The organism is Sphingobacterium sp. UME9 (assembly GCF_014170215.1).
Taxonomy (GTDB): Bacteria; Bacteroidota; Bacteroidia; order Sphingobacteriales; family Sphingobacteriaceae; genus Sphingobacterium; species Sphingobacterium paramultivorum.
The window spans coordinates 1,338,160-1,352,932 of record NZ_LZZP01000003.1 but is presented as its reverse complement, the minus strand read 5'-3'; the positions used below and the strand labels follow the sequence as shown (position 1 = coordinate 1,352,932).

At 40.6% G+C, this 14,773-nt stretch carries 15 protein-coding genes; 13 read left to right on the top strand and 2 right to left on the bottom strand.

All coding sequences use genetic code 11. The annotated features are described in order from the left end of the window. The first annotated feature begins 20 nt into the window (after window positions 1-20). The 12 genes from rplU (at window position 21) to A9970_RS07255 (ending at window position 11,986) form a co-directional block, all read left to right on the top strand. Window positions 21-332 (top strand): 50S ribosomal protein L21, encoded by a 312-nt coding sequence (gene rplU, locus A9970_RS07310; protein WP_028068281.1) that lies wholly within the window; start codon window positions 21-23, stop codon window positions 330-332. Window positions 333-376: 44 nt separating this feature from the next. Next, the gene (gene rpmA, locus A9970_RS07305) at window positions 377-640 is read left to right on the top strand and encodes a 50S ribosomal protein L27 (protein ID WP_046672918.1); all 264 of its coding nucleotides are present in this window, start codon (window positions 377-379) and stop codon (window positions 638-640) included. Between the two features lie 323 nt (window positions 641-963). Next, window positions 964-1,707, top strand: a complete 744-nt coding sequence (locus A9970_RS07300; RefSeq protein ID WP_182981800.1) for a hypothetical protein — start codon at window positions 964-966, stop codon at window positions 1,705-1,707. Between the two features lie 5 nt (window positions 1,708-1,712). Next, on the top strand, window positions 1,713-2,303 hold the full coding sequence (locus A9970_RS07295) for a hypothetical protein (RefSeq protein ID WP_120334071.1): 591 nt from the start codon (window positions 1,713-1,715) through the stop codon (window positions 2,301-2,303). Between the two features lie 236 nt (window positions 2,304-2,539). After that, window positions 2,540-3,508, top strand: a complete 969-nt coding sequence (locus A9970_RS07290) for an SUMF1/EgtB/PvdO family nonheme iron enzyme (RefSeq protein ID WP_182981799.1) — start codon at window positions 2,540-2,542, stop codon at window positions 3,506-3,508. Window positions 3,509-3,534: 26 nt separating this feature from the next. Continuing rightward, on the top strand, window positions 3,535-4,848 hold the full coding sequence (locus A9970_RS07285) for a Gfo/Idh/MocA family oxidoreductase (protein ID WP_153844726.1): 1,314 nt from the start codon (window positions 3,535-3,537) through the stop codon (window positions 4,846-4,848). A gap of 12 nt (window positions 4,849-4,860) precedes the next feature. Beyond that, on the top strand, window positions 4,861-5,883 hold the full coding sequence (locus A9970_RS07280; RefSeq protein WP_182981798.1) for an FAD:protein FMN transferase: 1,023 nt from the start codon (window positions 4,861-4,863) through the stop codon (window positions 5,881-5,883). A gap of 15 nt (window positions 5,884-5,898) precedes the next feature. Then, window positions 5,899-6,822 carry a hydroxypyruvate isomerase family protein gene (locus tag A9970_RS07275; protein ID WP_075992889.1) on the top strand — a complete coding sequence of 308 codons (924 nt, stop codon included), beginning with the start codon at window positions 5,899-5,901 and terminating at the stop codon, window positions 6,820-6,822. Between the two features lie 95 nt (window positions 6,823-6,917). Then, on the top strand, window positions 6,918-8,156 hold the full coding sequence (locus A9970_RS07270) for a nucleoside permease (protein ID WP_182982017.1): 1,239 nt from the start codon (window positions 6,918-6,920) through the stop codon (window positions 8,154-8,156). Window positions 8,157-8,198: 42 nt separating this feature from the next. Continuing rightward, window positions 8,199-9,884, top strand: a complete 1,686-nt coding sequence (locus A9970_RS07265) for a GMC oxidoreductase (protein ID WP_153844724.1) — start codon at window positions 8,199-8,201, stop codon at window positions 9,882-9,884. Window positions 9,885-9,903: 19 nt separating this feature from the next. Beyond that, window positions 9,904-11,337 carry a Gfo/Idh/MocA family protein gene (locus tag A9970_RS07260; RefSeq protein ID WP_159726395.1) on the top strand — a complete coding sequence of 478 codons (1,434 nt, stop codon included), beginning with the start codon at window positions 9,904-9,906 and terminating at the stop codon, window positions 11,335-11,337. 19 nt (window positions 11,338-11,356) lie between these two features. Next, window positions 11,357-11,986, top strand: coding sequence for a gluconate 2-dehydrogenase subunit 3 family protein (locus A9970_RS07255; RefSeq protein WP_182981797.1), 630 nt, complete (start codon window positions 11,357-11,359; stop codon window positions 11,984-11,986). 47 nt (window positions 11,987-12,033) lie between these two features. Here the strand turns inward: A9970_RS07255 and A9970_RS07250 are convergent, their stop codons facing one another. Further along, the gene (locus A9970_RS07250) at window positions 12,034-12,759 is read right to left on the bottom strand and encodes an acyl-[acyl-carrier-protein] thioesterase (protein ID WP_153844722.1); all 726 of its coding nucleotides are present in this window, start codon (window positions 12,757-12,759) and stop codon (window positions 12,034-12,036) included. A 324-nt stretch (window positions 12,760-13,083) separates the two neighbouring features. Between A9970_RS07250 and A9970_RS07245 the strand changes: the two genes are divergently transcribed. Then, window positions 13,084-13,350, top strand: a complete 267-nt coding sequence (locus A9970_RS07245) for a hypothetical protein (protein ID WP_172462508.1) — start codon at window positions 13,084-13,086, stop codon at window positions 13,348-13,350. 121 nt (window positions 13,351-13,471) lie between these two features. Here A9970_RS07245 and A9970_RS07240 read toward each other — a convergent pair whose 3' ends face one another. After that, window positions 13,472-14,773, bottom strand: coding sequence for a TolC family protein (locus A9970_RS07240; protein ID WP_153844721.1), 1,302 nt, complete (start codon window positions 14,771-14,773; stop codon window positions 13,472-13,474).

Genomic DNA, 14,773 nt, shown 5'->3' with positions numbered 1-14,773 from the left:
ACACATTTAATTAATTAACAATGTACGCAATAGTAAATATAGCAGGACAGCAATTTAAGGTTGCAAAAGACCAGTTCCTTTTTGTACACCGTTTACAAGGAGATGAAGGCGCTAGTATTGAATTTGACAATGTATTGTTAGCAGAAGACGGTGGTAAATTCACCATTGGTACACCTAGCGTTGCTGGTGCAAAAGTTTCGGCTAAAATTTTGTCTCATTTAAAAGGCGATAAAGTTATCGTTTTCAAGAAAAAACGTCGTAAAGGCTACAAAAAGAAAAACGGTCACCGTCAACAATTTTCTAAAATCCAGATCACTGGTATTACGTTATAATTGAATTTTTAATCAGACAAATAGTCTTAAATTAAGATAAAGAAATGGCACACAAAAAAGGTGCGGGTAGTTCTAAGAACGGCCGTGAGTCACATAGCAAGCGTTTAGGTATCAAAATCTTCGGTGGTCAACAAGCAATCGCTGGTAACATCATCGTACGCCAACGCGGTACACAACACAATCCTGACACAAACGTTGGTATTGGTAAAGACCACACATTGTTCGCTTTAGTAGACGGTAAAGTAGTTTTCCGTAAAAAAGCTAACAATAAATCTTATGTATCTGTAGTTCCTACAGAACAAGCATAAGGTTTTGCAACAATATTGGAGAGGCATCAAGAAATTGATGCCTTTTTTGTTGTTTATACTTTTAGCTACTGTTCCGATGTGCCTGCTACCGGGTGATGTTGGAGCGGTATAGCGGGCTGCTCCGCGGAATTGCTACCTAGTATGCTGAATTTATCGGGCTTGGTACTGAGCTTTTTAAGCTTTTTGGACTGTTTAAATTGTTATTTTCTGTTAAATGTAACCGCTTTGGTACAATTTTTATAAAGGATAGGTGTTTTTAAGACAATAGGCGAAGCATTCGTAAATATCACTGGATGCAAGCACGATTGAATAAATACTTACATATGAAATACAACAAGTTTGGATATGGTTTGTGTGCCGGGTTATTTGCCTGTTCATTTTATTCCTGTAGTTCGATTTACATGCCCAATGTGCCTTCAGCGCCGATGTTTACAGAAGCTGGCGAGGTCTATGTTTCCGGCAATATCAATACAAAGACCAATGTATCGGCAAATCTGGGGGTAGCCGTAACTGATCATGTGGCTGTCATTGCCAATGGTTCATATGTTGATAATAGATCCAATATCAAAGACTATGCGCAAAAGATGGGCGAAGCAGGGATAGGTTATTACACACGCTTTGGTAGAAAAAATAATCGTGTATTTGAGGTTTACGGGGGTTATGGGCTGGGCAATACCAGTGTGGTTGATAAGCGTTCGTCGACGATGGGACAGGCCATTGTAGAAACGAAGGACATGGATTTTGACAAGGTGTTTGTGCAGGTAAACTTTTCATCGGAGAAAAAGGATGCCCTTAAATTGTTTGGCAACCGGCATGATATCGATTACGGTACCATTATCCGACTGAGCAATATGCGTATGAAGAATTTTGCTATTGATGGTCTTCCGGCAGAGAAAGAAGATAATATGCTTATTGAACCTGTATTTTATACAAGAATGGGGTTAGGGAAAGGATGGAAGCTGCAATATACGAACGGTATGGTATTCGGTTTTAAAAGTAATACCTATTTAAAAGCAGGGTACCCATTGTTTACACTGGGAGTTTTATATAAATTTGGAGGAAAATAGTGGCTATGAGCAAGAAAATTTTATTTGGATGTTTGGTTCTGCTGGGTTTGTTTATTTCCGGCTGTGGTGTGAATCGACAAAAGGCACAGATCGAAAATTTGGCGAAATGTAAATTCGATGTGGAATCGGTAGATAGTATTCGATTGGCCGGAACATCATTGCAACGACTGATCAGGAATAATCAAATTGACCTGGGAGCGGCGCCGAGCTTGGCATTGGCCTATTTGCGGAAAGATATTCCATTGGAAGCAGTTATTAGACTTAAAATTGATAATCCGACGCTTAAAAAAGCGTCTATCAATAAGTTCCAGTATATCATTCTTTACGGTGGACAGCAGCTTGTGGAAGGGATTGTGAATCAATCGTTACAAATAGAGCCCGGAGAATCTACAGTGGCCAATGTGCGTATAGCGACCAATATCTATGATTTGTTGAAGAATTCGGACCTGCAGGATTTTTTAATGTCAAGCGATGAGAATAAAAAGGGGATATTTACGTTAAAAGTTAAACCTTCTATCAATATCGCAGGGCAGTCGGTGTTCTATCCGGGGTATATTACCATAGATAAAGCGGTAAGTCGTAAGATTCTGCTTTAGAGACACGCATGCTGTGATAAGATATCAAGGTTTTCCATGAAAATGGAAAACCTTTTTTATTGATCTTGATTTTCAGGCTAGTTAAGTTCCCCCGGGACCCTAATCAGTATCTTGCTAAATCGTTATTACGAATGGACTATTATGTTAAGAATTAAACTGTAATAAAAAAGTTATAGTGTCAAAGTGTAAAGTATACACCTTATTTTATATTTTAGTCTCTAATTACAAACCTAAATATGTTAAAAAGAATCTTTATTCCTGTTTTGTTATTTGCTGGCGTGCACGCTATGGCTCAGAAGACGTTCGAACCGTATGAGCAACCCATTGAAGGGACTAATCTGACGTTCAAAATGCTAGCAATCCCTGGTGGTAGTTTTAAAATGGGAACTACAAGCGGGGGGAAAGAGGATGAAAAACCTGCACATGAGGTGAAGTTGGACCCATTTTGGATGGGGCAGTATGAAGTAACCTGGGATCTGTTTGAGCCATTTCTGTATAAAGATTATGAGATTGCAAAGAGCAAGGACGGTAAAGTATCCAAAGAGATTGATGCCGTTACGCGACCTACCAAACCCTATTTGGATATGACTTTTGGTTTTGGAAAAGAGGGGCACCCGGCCTTGGCGATGACACATTACAATGCCATCCAATTCTGTAAGTGGTTGTATGTCCGTACCGGTGTGTTTTATCGTTTACCAACAGAGGCTGAGTGGGAATATGCAGCTCGAGCTGGTTCAAAGACAACTTATTTTTTCGGCGATCAAGCAAAGCCATTAGCAGATTATGCCTGGTTTAAAGATAATGGTGAACAGAAAACACATATTGTAGGACAGAAGAAACCGAACCCTTGGGGCCTTTATGATATTTATGGCAATGTTGCCGAGTGGACTTATGACCAATATAAGGCCGATAGTTACAATGAAGGTAAAGGAAAGGTATCGACCAATCCCGTGGTTGTTCCGACAACCCTGTATCCACATGTTGTACGTGGGGGCGCTTTTGACAGCGGGGCCGAGGACATGCGCTCTGCTGCGCGTGGTGCTTCAGATCCCGTGTGGAAACAGTTGGATCCACAAATTCCAAAAAGTAACTGGTGGTTTCCGGAAGCCCCATTCGTGGGTATGAGACTGGTAAGACCCCTTAATCCACCAAGTCACGAAGAAATTATGGCTTATTACGACAAACAGCCAATCAAAGACTTTTAATATAAAATAATCAATATAAAACTGTTATGGAAAATCTAGAAAGAAGAGATTTTATTAAAACTTCTGCTGTAGTTGCTGGGGGCGCTGTGTTGAGCTCAATGCCTTTATCAGGTGCATATGCCGCTGGCTCAGATGTTATCAAAGTTGCCTTAGTGGGCTGTGGGGGCCGCGGAACTGGAGCTACATTTGATGCGTTAAGTTCGGGAATGAACATTAAAGTGGTGGCACTTGCAGATGCTTTTAAAGATAATTTAGAGAGTACTTATAAAACGCTGAAAGAAAAATGGCAAGATAAGATCGATGTAAGCGACAACCATAAATTTGTAGGGTTCGATGCGTATAAAGATGCAATTCAATTGGCCGATGTTGTTATCTTGGCAACTCCTCCAGGATTTAGACCAATGCATTTTGAGGAAGCGATCCGTCAAGGTAAACATGTTTTCATGGAGAAGCCGGTAGCGGTTGATATCCCTGGTGTACAGCAGGTCATACGTGTAGCTGCAGAAGCTAAACGTAAAAAATTGAATGTTGTGGTTGGTTTGCAACGCCGTTATCAAACGAATTACCGTGAGGCTATCAAACGTATTCACGAAGGTGCAATCGGTGATGTTACCTCTGGACAAGTCTATTGGAACTCAGGTGGTGTATGGGTGCGTCCGCGTAAGCCAGAGCAAACTGAAATGGAGTACCAAATGCGCAACTGGTATTATTTTAACTGGTTGTGTGGCGATCATATCGTTGAGCAGCACGTGCACAATATTGATATCGCCAATTGGGTGAAAGGTGCTTATCCTGTATCGATCCAAGGTACAGGGAGCAGAGCACACCGTACCGGCAAAGAGTATGGTGAAATCTATGATAATTTCGCATTAGAACTAACATATGCTGACAATAGTGTTGTTTATAGTCAATGTAGACACTTTGAGGGTATACATAACCGTGTAGACGAGCAATTCCAGGCAACAAAAGGACGTGCTTATCTTTCTGCAGGTGGACAGGCTGTATTGTACGACTGGAAAGGAAAAGAAATCTATCGCCATGATGCCAAGGGCAATCCAAATCCTTATCAACAAGAACATAAGGAACTTTTTACAGCAATTTCGAAAGGCGAATATAAATTTGATAATGCAGAATATGGTGCTTATAGTACGTTGACAGGTATTATCGGACGTATCGCTTGTTATACGGGTAAGGTGATCAAGTGGGATGAAGCCTTGAAATCGACCATCAAATTGGGACCAGATGTACTTGCTTGGGATGCTAAACCAAAATTACTTCCCGATGCAGAAGGTTTTTACCCTGTAGCGATGCCTGGTCAAAACACAAACCTATATATTTAAGTTTTTGGGCCAATGGGATTAAAGTGGAATTTGTGTCTTCTATTTTTTGTCACGATTTGTTGCATTGATGTACAGGCGCAAATACCATCAACGAAAGTCCATAAAATTAGGCTGGAGGGCCCCGCGCAGGGGACCCAATTCCATATCACTTACTTCGCTTCCGACAGTCTTGTTAGACGGTCGGAAGTTGACAGTATTTTAACGGCGATCGATTTGTCGATGTCAATTTACCGTAAGGACTCGAGAATATCCAAGTTCAATATAGATACGGTGATGTCTGTCGTGATGGATAGCCACATGGCCAAGGTGATAAAAGCTTCCTTTAAATATCATAAATTATCGAAAGATCAATTCGATATTACTATTGCCCCGCTAGTCAACCTATGGGGCTTTGGTGCTAATAAGAGCCCGGTCGCTCCAGATTCGGCGACGGTGCTAAAAGCGAAGGAACTGGTGGGAATGCACTATCTGAAGGTTAGCGGCAATCGGCTGATCAAAAAGAAAAAGGGGATTAAAATTGATGTCAATGGTATTGCGCAGGGCTATACGGTGGATGTTTTGGCCGACTATCTTGGCCGGAAGGGAATTGCCAATTATCTGGTAGAGGTGGGGGGTGAAATCAGGGCTTTGGGGACTCCGCCAGGTGGACAGGGTTTTTCCATTGGTATTGTTCAGCCCGATGATACGGGTGGGGAGGAATTGATGACCGCTGTTGCGCAGCTCAAAGAAGGGGCGCTCACAACGGCCGGCAGTTTTGAAAAGTTTATTAAATACAAAGGGAAAAAATTGGGGCATCATATAGACCCTGTTTCGGGTTTCCCATACATGACCGATATATTGAGTGTCAGCGTCTATGCAAAGACTGCTATGGAAGCGGATGCACTGGATAATTATTTTATGGGCATGGAACCCGAACAAATTAAGACAAAGGCCAAAAAATTGAAGGGTGTGGAGGTTTTTGTCATTTTTAAAAATAAAAATCAGTCCATTGAAGCGATTTATTCGGATGGATTTGGTAAATTATTTAAAAATTAATCAATTATAAATAAAATGAAGAGATCGGATTTTATTAAAGGTAGTCTTTTGGCCGCCGGGGCAGGACTAGCTGGACAGACTTTTGCGTCAACCACTCAAAATACAGCCAATACGATGGATAAAGGAAAGACATTTAACTTAAATTATGCCCCGCATCAAGGGATGTTCAAAAATCATGCAGGTGACAATTTCCTGGATGAAATTCGGTATATGTATGATTTGGGATTTCGTGGAATAGAAGATAATGGCTATTTGGGCAGAACATTGGATGAGCAGAAGAAGATCGGTGATTTATTGGCTAAGTTAGGCATGACCATGGGTGTATTTGTTGTGGATGGCGGACAAAACTGGATGCCTTCTTTAGCGACGGGTAAACAAGAGTATTTAGATAAGTTTGTCGAAACATGCAAGAAGTCTGTCGAAGCTGCCAAGCGTTGCAATGCAAAATGGCTGACTGTGGTACCTGGCTTTTATGAAAGAAAACTACCTTGGGGTAATCAGTTCAGCAACATACTTACTGCGATGCGTAAGGGTGCGGAGATCTTTGAACCACATGGTTTGGTGATGGTGTTGGAAACGTTAAGTGATACACCAGATCTATTTTTGCAGCAAACACATGAGACGTATGCTTTATGTAAAGCGGTGAACAGTCCATCCTGTAAAATTTTATATGATATTTATCATATGCAACGTACCGAAGGAGATTTAATTGCAAATATGAATCGTTGCTGGGATGAAATTGCTTATATTCAGATCGGCGATAATCCAGGTCGTAAAGAACCGACTACGGGCGAGATCAATTATAAAAACGTATTCAAACACATTCATAGTAAGGGATATAAGGGTATCATGGGGATGGAACATGGTATTTCCAAACCTGGTAAAGAGGGTGAGGATCGCTTGGTGGCGGCTTATCGCGAGGTCGATAGCTTTTTGTAATATTTTAATAGTGTACTATTGACAATTAGATTTAATTTCTTAAATTGAGCAGGTAAAACCAATTAGTAGTATTGTAAAACACCATTTTTTTTATGATTTCATCAACAATAAAATTTAAACTATCCTTCATGATGTTCCTCGAATTTTTTATTTGGGGGGGATGGTTTGTCACATTAGGTACTTTTTTGAGCAAGAATTTGAATGCAACAGAATTTGAAAAGGCTAATGTATTTTCTACACAATCATTGGGTGCTATTATCGCTCCCTTTATTGTCGGAATGATTGCAGATCGCTATTTCAATGCGGAGCGTATTTTGGGTGTTTTACACTTGGTCGGTGCGGTATTGATGTATCAGATGTATGGTGCCGCAGACATGTCGACATTTTATCCGTATGTTTTGGCCTATATGATACTTTACATGCCAACATTAGCTTTGACTAGTTCAGTTTCTTTTCGCCAATTGACGAATCCAGAAAAACAGTTTTCAGGTATACGTATCTGGGGAACTATTGGTTGGATTGTAGCTGGTTTAGTTATCAGTTATTTTTGGGATGCAAAAGCGTCAGAAGGGGCATTAAAAAATACTTTCCTATTATCGGGTGTTGCTTCTTTAGTATTGGGTGTATTTTCTTTTGCACTGCCTAAAACGCCGCCGGTTAAATTGGATGAAAACGAAAAACCATCCTTTGCATCAATCATTGGTCTGGATGCGATTAAATTGTTAAAAGACAAGAACTTCTTTATCTTTTTCATTTCTTCGGTATTGATCTGTATTCCTCTGGCATTTTATTATTCGAATGCAAATCCTTTTCTTTCCGAGATAGGGCTAGAAAATGCTACTGGTAAAATGACAATCGGTCAGGGTTCTGAGGTATTGTTCTTATTGGCCTTACCAATTTTCTTTACAAGATTTGGCTTCAAGAAAACAATTTTAGTCGGTATGTTGGCTTGGGTAATACGTTACCTGTTATTTGCTTATGGCAATGCGGGCGAACTATCGTTCATGTTGTTGATCGGTATTGCATTGCACGGTATCTGTTACGACTTTTTCTTTGTTTCAGGACAGATTTATACAGATAGCAAAGCTGGCGTTAAATACAAATCAGCAGCACAGGGCTTGATCACTTTGGCAACGTATGGCGTTGGACAGTTGATCGGTTTCTGGGTAGCGGGTTACGTAGGAGACAAATACAAAGAAATGAAAACAACAGACCTAGCGGGATTTTGGAATCATACCTGGGTTGTACCTGCAATAATCGCAGCTGTTGTATTTTTTATCTTTTTAGCTTTTTTCAAGGACGAAAAGATCGACAGTACAAATGCTGCACACTAAACAGAAAAAATAACTATTTAAAAACAAATAATTAGAAGAGAGATGGCAACAAATACTTATGACGCAATTGTAATCGGTTCGGGGATAAGTGGTGGATGGGCTGCGAAAGAATTGACAGAGAAAGGGCTGAAAACAATTATGCTGGAGCGTGGTCGTAACATTGAACACATCAAGGATTATACTGCACCAAATAAAAATCCATGGGAATGGCCTCATGCTGGCGGTCGTACGCAACAAATGATCGAAGATTATCCGGTTTTGCGTAGAGATTATCCTTTGAATGAGAAGAACCTGGATTTTTGGGTAAATGAAAAAGAGAGTCCATATACCGAAGTAAAACGTTTTGACTGGTACCGTGGGTATCATGTTGGTGGACGTTCTTTAATGTGGGGAAGACAATCTTATCGTTTGGGCGATTTGGATTTTGAAGCTAACTTAAAAGATGGTCATGGTGTAGATTGGCCGATTCGTTATAATGAAATTGCTCCTTGGTATAGTTATGCTGAAAAATTTGCGGGTATCTCTGGAAATAGAGACGGTGTACCATCTTTGCCAGATGGAGATTACATGCCGGCAATGGCGATGAACATCGTTGAAAAAGACCTGGCTGAGCGTTTGAAAAAACAATACGGTGGTCAACGTCATTTCATCATGGGTAGAACAGCAAACATTACTGTTCCGCATCATGACCGTGTAAATTGTCAATATCAAAATCAATGTTGGTTGGGTTGTAATTTTGGTGCTTATTTCAGTACGCAATCGGCGACTCTTCCTGCAGCAAAAAAGACAAATAACTTAACATTACGTCCTTTTTCTATCGTAACAAAGATTATCTACGATAAAAACACGAAAAAGGCAAAAGGCGTTGAGATTGTTGATGCTGAAACAAACCAAACCTATGAGTTTTTCGCTAAAGTAATTTTTGTTTGTGCGTCTGCATTAAACTCGACTTGGGTATTGATGAACTCAGCTACAGATGTTTGGGAAGGTGGTTTAGGAAGTAGCAGCGGTGAATTGGGCCACAATTTGATGGATCACCATTTCCGTTGTGGTGCTGGTGGTAAGTTGGAAGGCTATTTAGATAGCTATGTATTTGGACGTAGACCGACAGGTTTGTATGTACCACGTTTTGTAAACGTAGAAGGTGATACCAAAAAACGCGACTATGTACGTGGATTTGGCTACCAAGGTGCTGCAGGTCGTGGACGCTGGTCTGGTGCAGTAGCGGAGATGGAAGTAGGTGGCGCTTGGAAAGATGCAATCTGTGAGCCAGGCGACTGGACGGTTGGCTTTACAGCCTTTGGAGAAACCTTGCCATATCACGAAAATAAAATTACACTTGACAAGTCCAAAAAAGATAAATGGGGTTTACCTGTATTATCATTTGACGCTGAGATCAAGGATAATGAATTGAAGATGCGTGGTGACATGCAAAATGAAATGAAGGAAATGTTGGAAAGCATTGGCGTAAAAGATACGTATACGTACGATAACGTATATGGTCTGGGCCAAGGTATCCACGAAATGGGAACTGCTCGTATGGGACGTGATCCGAAAACTTCGGTATTAAATGGTAACAACCAAGTTTGGGATGCATTGAATGTTTTCGTAACGGACGGTGCATGTATGACTTCTGCAGGTTGTGTCAACCCTTCATTGACGTATATGGCGCTTACTGCTCGTGCGGTTGATTTCGCAGTGAGCGAATTGAAAAAAGGTAACATCTAATAGCTAAAGATTGATAACAATGGAAAATAACTCAAATAAGACGAGTAGAAGAGGTTTTATAAAGAGCGCAGCAACTGCTGCTGCGGCTTTTATGATCGTCCCTCGCCATGTATTGGGCGGAAATGGCTTTACAGCTCCAAGTGACAAATTACAAGTAGCAGGTATTGGTGTAGGGGGTAAAGGTTTTAGTGACATCAATGCATTTCATGATTCAGGAAAAGCAGATCTAGCTTTCTTGTGTGATGTGGACGACCGTCGTGCAGCTGGTGCGTTGAAACGCTACCCGAAAGCAAAATATTACAAAGACTACCGTGAGATGTTGGATAAGGAGCACAAACGTATAGAAGCCGTTTCTGTATCAACTCCAGATCATCAACATGCGATTCAAGCGCTTGCAGCTATGCAATTGGGTAAACACGTGTACGTTCAAAAACCGTTGACTCACGATGTATGGGAAGCGAGAGCATTGACGCATGCAGCTAAGAAATATAGGGTTGTTACCCAAATGGGAAATCAAGGTGCATCAAATGATGGACCGCGTTTTGTACGCGAATGGTATGAAGCAGGTCTGATCGGTGATGTACATACGGTATATTGTTGGACAGATCGTCCGGTATGGCCTTCAGGTATTGCATGGCCTACAGGTAAAGCTGAAATTCCAAAAGAATTGGATTGGGACCTTTGGTTAGGTACAGCGCCGCATAAAGAGTATGTTGACAAATTGGTGCCTTTCAACTGGCGCGGCTGGTGGGATTATGGTACTGGTGCACTGGGCGATATGGGTTGCCACTTGTTGGAAGTTCCTTTCAGTACCTTAGGATTGACTTATGTACAAGATGTACAGGCAACTGTAGGATCGGTGTATGTGGATGAGTTCAAACGCGGATATTTCCCTGAAAGTTGCCCTCCATCGAGCCATGCGACATTAACTTTCCCTAAAACGCCACGTACAAATGGTCCTGTTACGTTACATTGGATGGATGGTGGTATTCAGCCTGCTCGTCCGGATGAATTAGGTCCAAACGAAATTTTTGGTGATGGTGGTAATGGTATTTTACTTGTTGGTACAAAAGGTAAAATCCTTGCTGATACCTACGGCCAGAATGCACGCTTGTTGCCAACTTCAAGAAAAGAGCAGGTGGCACAGAAATATGCCCGTGTTCAAGGACAAGAAGGCGGACACTATGCACAATGGGTTGAAGCTTGTCAAGCTGGATACGGCAAGAAAGAAGTGAGTTCACCTTTTGAAATAGCAGGTCCGTTGACAGAAGCTTTATTAATGGCTAACCTAGCGATCAGAGGTGCTGATTTACGTATTGATGGTAAATACCCTGGACGTAACTTAAAATTGTTGTGGGATAACGATAACATGCGTGTCACCAATTTTGATAACGTCAATCAATATGTAAAACGTAATTACAGACAAGGTTGGGAAATGAAATATAATTTCTAAAATTAAGATATTTAGTAGTATGAATAGAAGAGAAGCATTACAACGAGTTGCCTTAATTTTAGGAGGTACCGTTATCGGCGCTAATTTATTTTTGGAAGGTTGTACACGCTCAGCAACAAAAGATGTACAAGCCTTGTTTGAAGCGAAGACAACTGATTTATTAGGTGACTTGGCTGAAGCAATTTTACCAGCTACCGCAACTCCGGGTGCGAAAGAAGCAGGGGTAGGAAGTTTTATTCCGGTCATGGTTCGCGATTGTTATACGGAGAAGCAACAAAAAGCATTTTTAACTGGTTTTGGGAGCTTAGATGATAAAGCAAAAGAGGTGAAAGGAAAACCATTCCTGGAACTTTCTGCTGAAGACAGAACAGCTGTTGCCGCTGCTTTGGATAAAGAAGCAAACGAGTTTAATAAAAAGCAAGCTGAAGATCAAAAAGATATTTTGGAGAAAAATAGAGAAAAACAAAATCAATTGTACAATTATGTTGAGAACGATCCACCACACTGGTTCACGATGTTCAAACAGTTGACATTGACTGGTTTCTTTAACTCAGAGCTGGGTTGTACAAAAGCATTGCGTTTTGTGAAGATCCCAGGAAGATTTGATGGCAACCTTCCTTACAAAAAAGGAGATAAGGCATTTGCATAACATTATGCTATATGTAAAATAAAAAGGGAGGCTCAAAGCCTCCCTTTTTATTTTGTTTCTATAGCCAAAGCAAAGTGGATTCGTTGCTGTTTAGTAACAGTCATAAAGTAACCTTGATCTGTCGCATCGCCGTTAATTTCAACGGTATCATTATAGCGTAATTCACGCAGGTAATTCATCTCTAAAGATCTGATCTGATTGGTCAATACAAGCTCAATGGGCAATCTGTCCATACACCAGTCCAGGTATTTTACATTGTTGGCGTGATTGACAATATCCAGGTCAGAGAGCTTGACGCTATATTCATCAATATTTTTGACGGTCTGGGAAATATCCAATTTTGAAAATGGCTGTTGTGTTGCCGGGCGATCAGGGTAGGTGGTAAAATCTTCGGTGGAAATTGCGAGTGTTTCAGAGCTCCTTTTCACGGTATTGATGACAGCCCAATAACTGGTTGCAGTAACATAGATCTGTCCATTGACTGTAATTTCAAAATTCCGCGTTGAGCGTGCGCCCTCTAATTCTTGAACCCAAGTTTTTACCTTGACATGGTCCATCCATTTGGGCAACCGTACAATCTCTATGCGTATGCGGCTAAGTACCCAGGTTTGGTTATGTTTGGCCATTTCTTTAAAACCGAATCCGACAGCATTGGCATGTTCTCCCGCGGTAAGCTGCAGGATATTGGATAAATCGGAGAAACGAATGCGGCCGTTAGAATAGCATTGCGTGAAATAAATTTCCCACTCTTTTTCAAAAACAGATTTTTCCATTTACATATTATTTTGAGTAAAAATAGGCAATATGAATGATTTGGGCTATAAATTCAAAATGAAATGACACTATATTTAGATATCTCGTTATAAATGCCTGTTGGGCTTGCTGGTGCCCCCCAAAGCGGAGCAGTGTGTCCAAAGTACAATCGTTTTTTTATTGTAAAATAAATGATAGTTTTCAAGGATTTAATTGATTTTTATCATGGGAATCGGTAGATTTAAATAAGCCAATGGCAGAAAGAGATAAAATAAGATTGGCTTTAAAGCGTTATAAAAGTAGTATATCGCAAAACAATAATTTACACATTAAATGCTAGTATTATGGTTGGAGAACTAATAGCTAAAGAGGAAATTCCTCAATTTAAATTTATCCCGGCGAGTGAAGATAAGACAGCGACTTTTATGGATAAATTGAAAGGGGCACTTCGGTTGGGAAATGAGTTTAAATCCAAAACTGAAATCGCCTTTGAGACTGATTCCGGACCAAAGCGTATCGAGACCACTGTATGGTCGTTAACCGATAGATATATTCAGATTAAAAGTGGCGTTTTAATACCACTGAAATCTATTATAGCAATTGACTATTAAATAGACAAACGAAAGGCTCCTCATTTAGTTAAGGAGCCTTTCGCTTTTAATGATGGATGCTGTTAAGAAGCGCATCAGTAGTGTGTTCCTTTCTAAGAGGACCTCTTGTAAAAAGAAATTTCTAATACGTTTCGCCTGTTAATTCTTTTAGGCGTATCTCGGATACCTTCGCATCATATTGTGCTGTATAGCTACGTGTCATTACATTGATGTAGTTTAACTGCGCTGTTCTTACTTCTAAGGTTGTGATGGTACCGATACGGAATTTATCCATCGTGATGTTTAAATTTTCTTTTGCCAGCTCCTCATTTTTTCGTTCTACATTAGCCAGCTCCATATTGGTGATGTAGGTTTGGAATAGGGTTCTGACCTGAGCCTGGATATCTTGTTTTTGTTGCTGTATCTGTAGTTCTGAGCCTTTAATCTGAAATTTGGCTATCCGTTCGTTTCTATTTTGAAGAAATCCATTGAATATATTAAGGGAAGCCGATACGCCGTAGGTAAGACCTCTATTTTTGTTTTCTGTCGAGAAACCGAGGGAGGAGTGTGATTCGTTCCAGTTGTACCCACTATTTAAGCCAATTTTGGGATAACGTTCGGCCTTAACTGCTTTTAGGTTGAGTTCGGCCACCCGATTGTTGATGATGGCAAGCTGAATTTGCGGATTTTGTCGATCAGCAATTTCGATCAGATTACCAAGTTTAAGATCCGTATCAAGTTTCATTTCGTCTTCAATTTGAAAATCTAAGCTCAAGTCGCGCGTCATCAGCTGATTGAGGTAAGTCTTGGTATTTTTGAAGCTTTCCTGCTGTCTGAGCAGGTTTGTCTGATCGGTATTCAAATCGACTTTTGCATTCAGGAGATCAAGCTTGGAGCCTTTTCCGATCTCCAGGCGATTTTCGGCAAGCGTGACACGGTATCTCGATAAGGTGATGGTTGTATCTAGGGCATTTATCAGGCGCTTTTGTTGCACCAGATTGTAGTAGGTTGCCATGACTTCGCTGAGTTGGGTAATCACTTGATATTTAATCTCCGCTTCCCCTTGACGTTGTATTTCTTTGAAGCGGTCGCGACGGGCAAACATGCCCAGTCCATCGAATATCGTCCAGTTTAGGTTGACTCCATAAGACATGTTATCATTTTTTGCATTGGAAATCTGCTGTATTTGACCATCTGCTCTGACCTGTCTTGAATTCTGGATGGAGTTGCTTCTGCTGAACGTTCCAGTTACTGCTGGAAGCATACCAGCGCTTCCTAGACTGGTATTCTCCATATCAATGTTATTGTCATTTTTAGCCAAAAGAATATTGAAGTTATTGCTCAACGTTGTTTTTAGCGCATCTTCCAAGGTCAGTATCTCTTGTGCACGAGCTTGAAACATGATGGAGTAAAGTAATACTAGTAGGATGAAATTTCTCTTCAT

Coding starts and splice junctions, on each gene's coding strand:
- rplU (WP_028068281.1), top strand. CDS start 21: ATGTACGCAATAGTAAATATAGCAGGACAGCAATTTAAGGTTGCAAAA.
- rpmA (WP_046672918.1), top strand. CDS start 377: ATGGCACACAAAAAAGGTGCGGGTAGTTCTAAGAACGGCCGTGAGTCA.
- A9970_RS07300 (WP_182981800.1), top strand. CDS start 964: ATGAAATACAACAAGTTTGGATATGGTTTGTGTGCCGGGTTATTTGCC.
- A9970_RS07295 (WP_120334071.1), top strand. CDS start 1,713: ATGAGCAAGAAAATTTTATTTGGATGTTTGGTTCTGCTGGGTTTGTTT.
- A9970_RS07290 (WP_182981799.1), top strand. CDS start 2,540: ATGTTAAAAAGAATCTTTATTCCTGTTTTGTTATTTGCTGGCGTGCAC.
- A9970_RS07285 (WP_153844726.1), top strand. CDS start 3,535: ATGGAAAATCTAGAAAGAAGAGATTTTATTAAAACTTCTGCTGTAGTT.
- A9970_RS07280 (WP_182981798.1), top strand. CDS start 4,861: ATGGGATTAAAGTGGAATTTGTGTCTTCTATTTTTTGTCACGATTTGT.
- A9970_RS07275 (WP_075992889.1), top strand. CDS start 5,899: ATGAAGAGATCGGATTTTATTAAAGGTAGTCTTTTGGCCGCCGGGGCA.
- A9970_RS07265 (WP_153844724.1), top strand. CDS start 8,199: ATGGCAACAAATACTTATGACGCAATTGTAATCGGTTCGGGGATAAGT.
- A9970_RS07260 (WP_159726395.1), top strand. CDS start 9,904: ATGGAAAATAACTCAAATAAGACGAGTAGAAGAGGTTTTATAAAGAGC.
- A9970_RS07255 (WP_182981797.1), top strand. CDS start 11,357: ATGAATAGAAGAGAAGCATTACAACGAGTTGCCTTAATTTTAGGAGGT.
- A9970_RS07250 (WP_153844722.1), bottom strand. CDS start 12,759: ATGGAAAAATCTGTTTTTGAAAAAGAGTGGGAAATTTATTTCACGCAA.
- A9970_RS07245 (WP_172462508.1), top strand. CDS start 13,084: ATGGTTGGAGAACTAATAGCTAAAGAGGAAATTCCTCAATTTAAATTT.
- A9970_RS07240 (WP_153844721.1), bottom strand. CDS start 14,773: ATGAAGAGAAATTTCATCCTACTAGTATTACTTTACTCCATCATGTTT.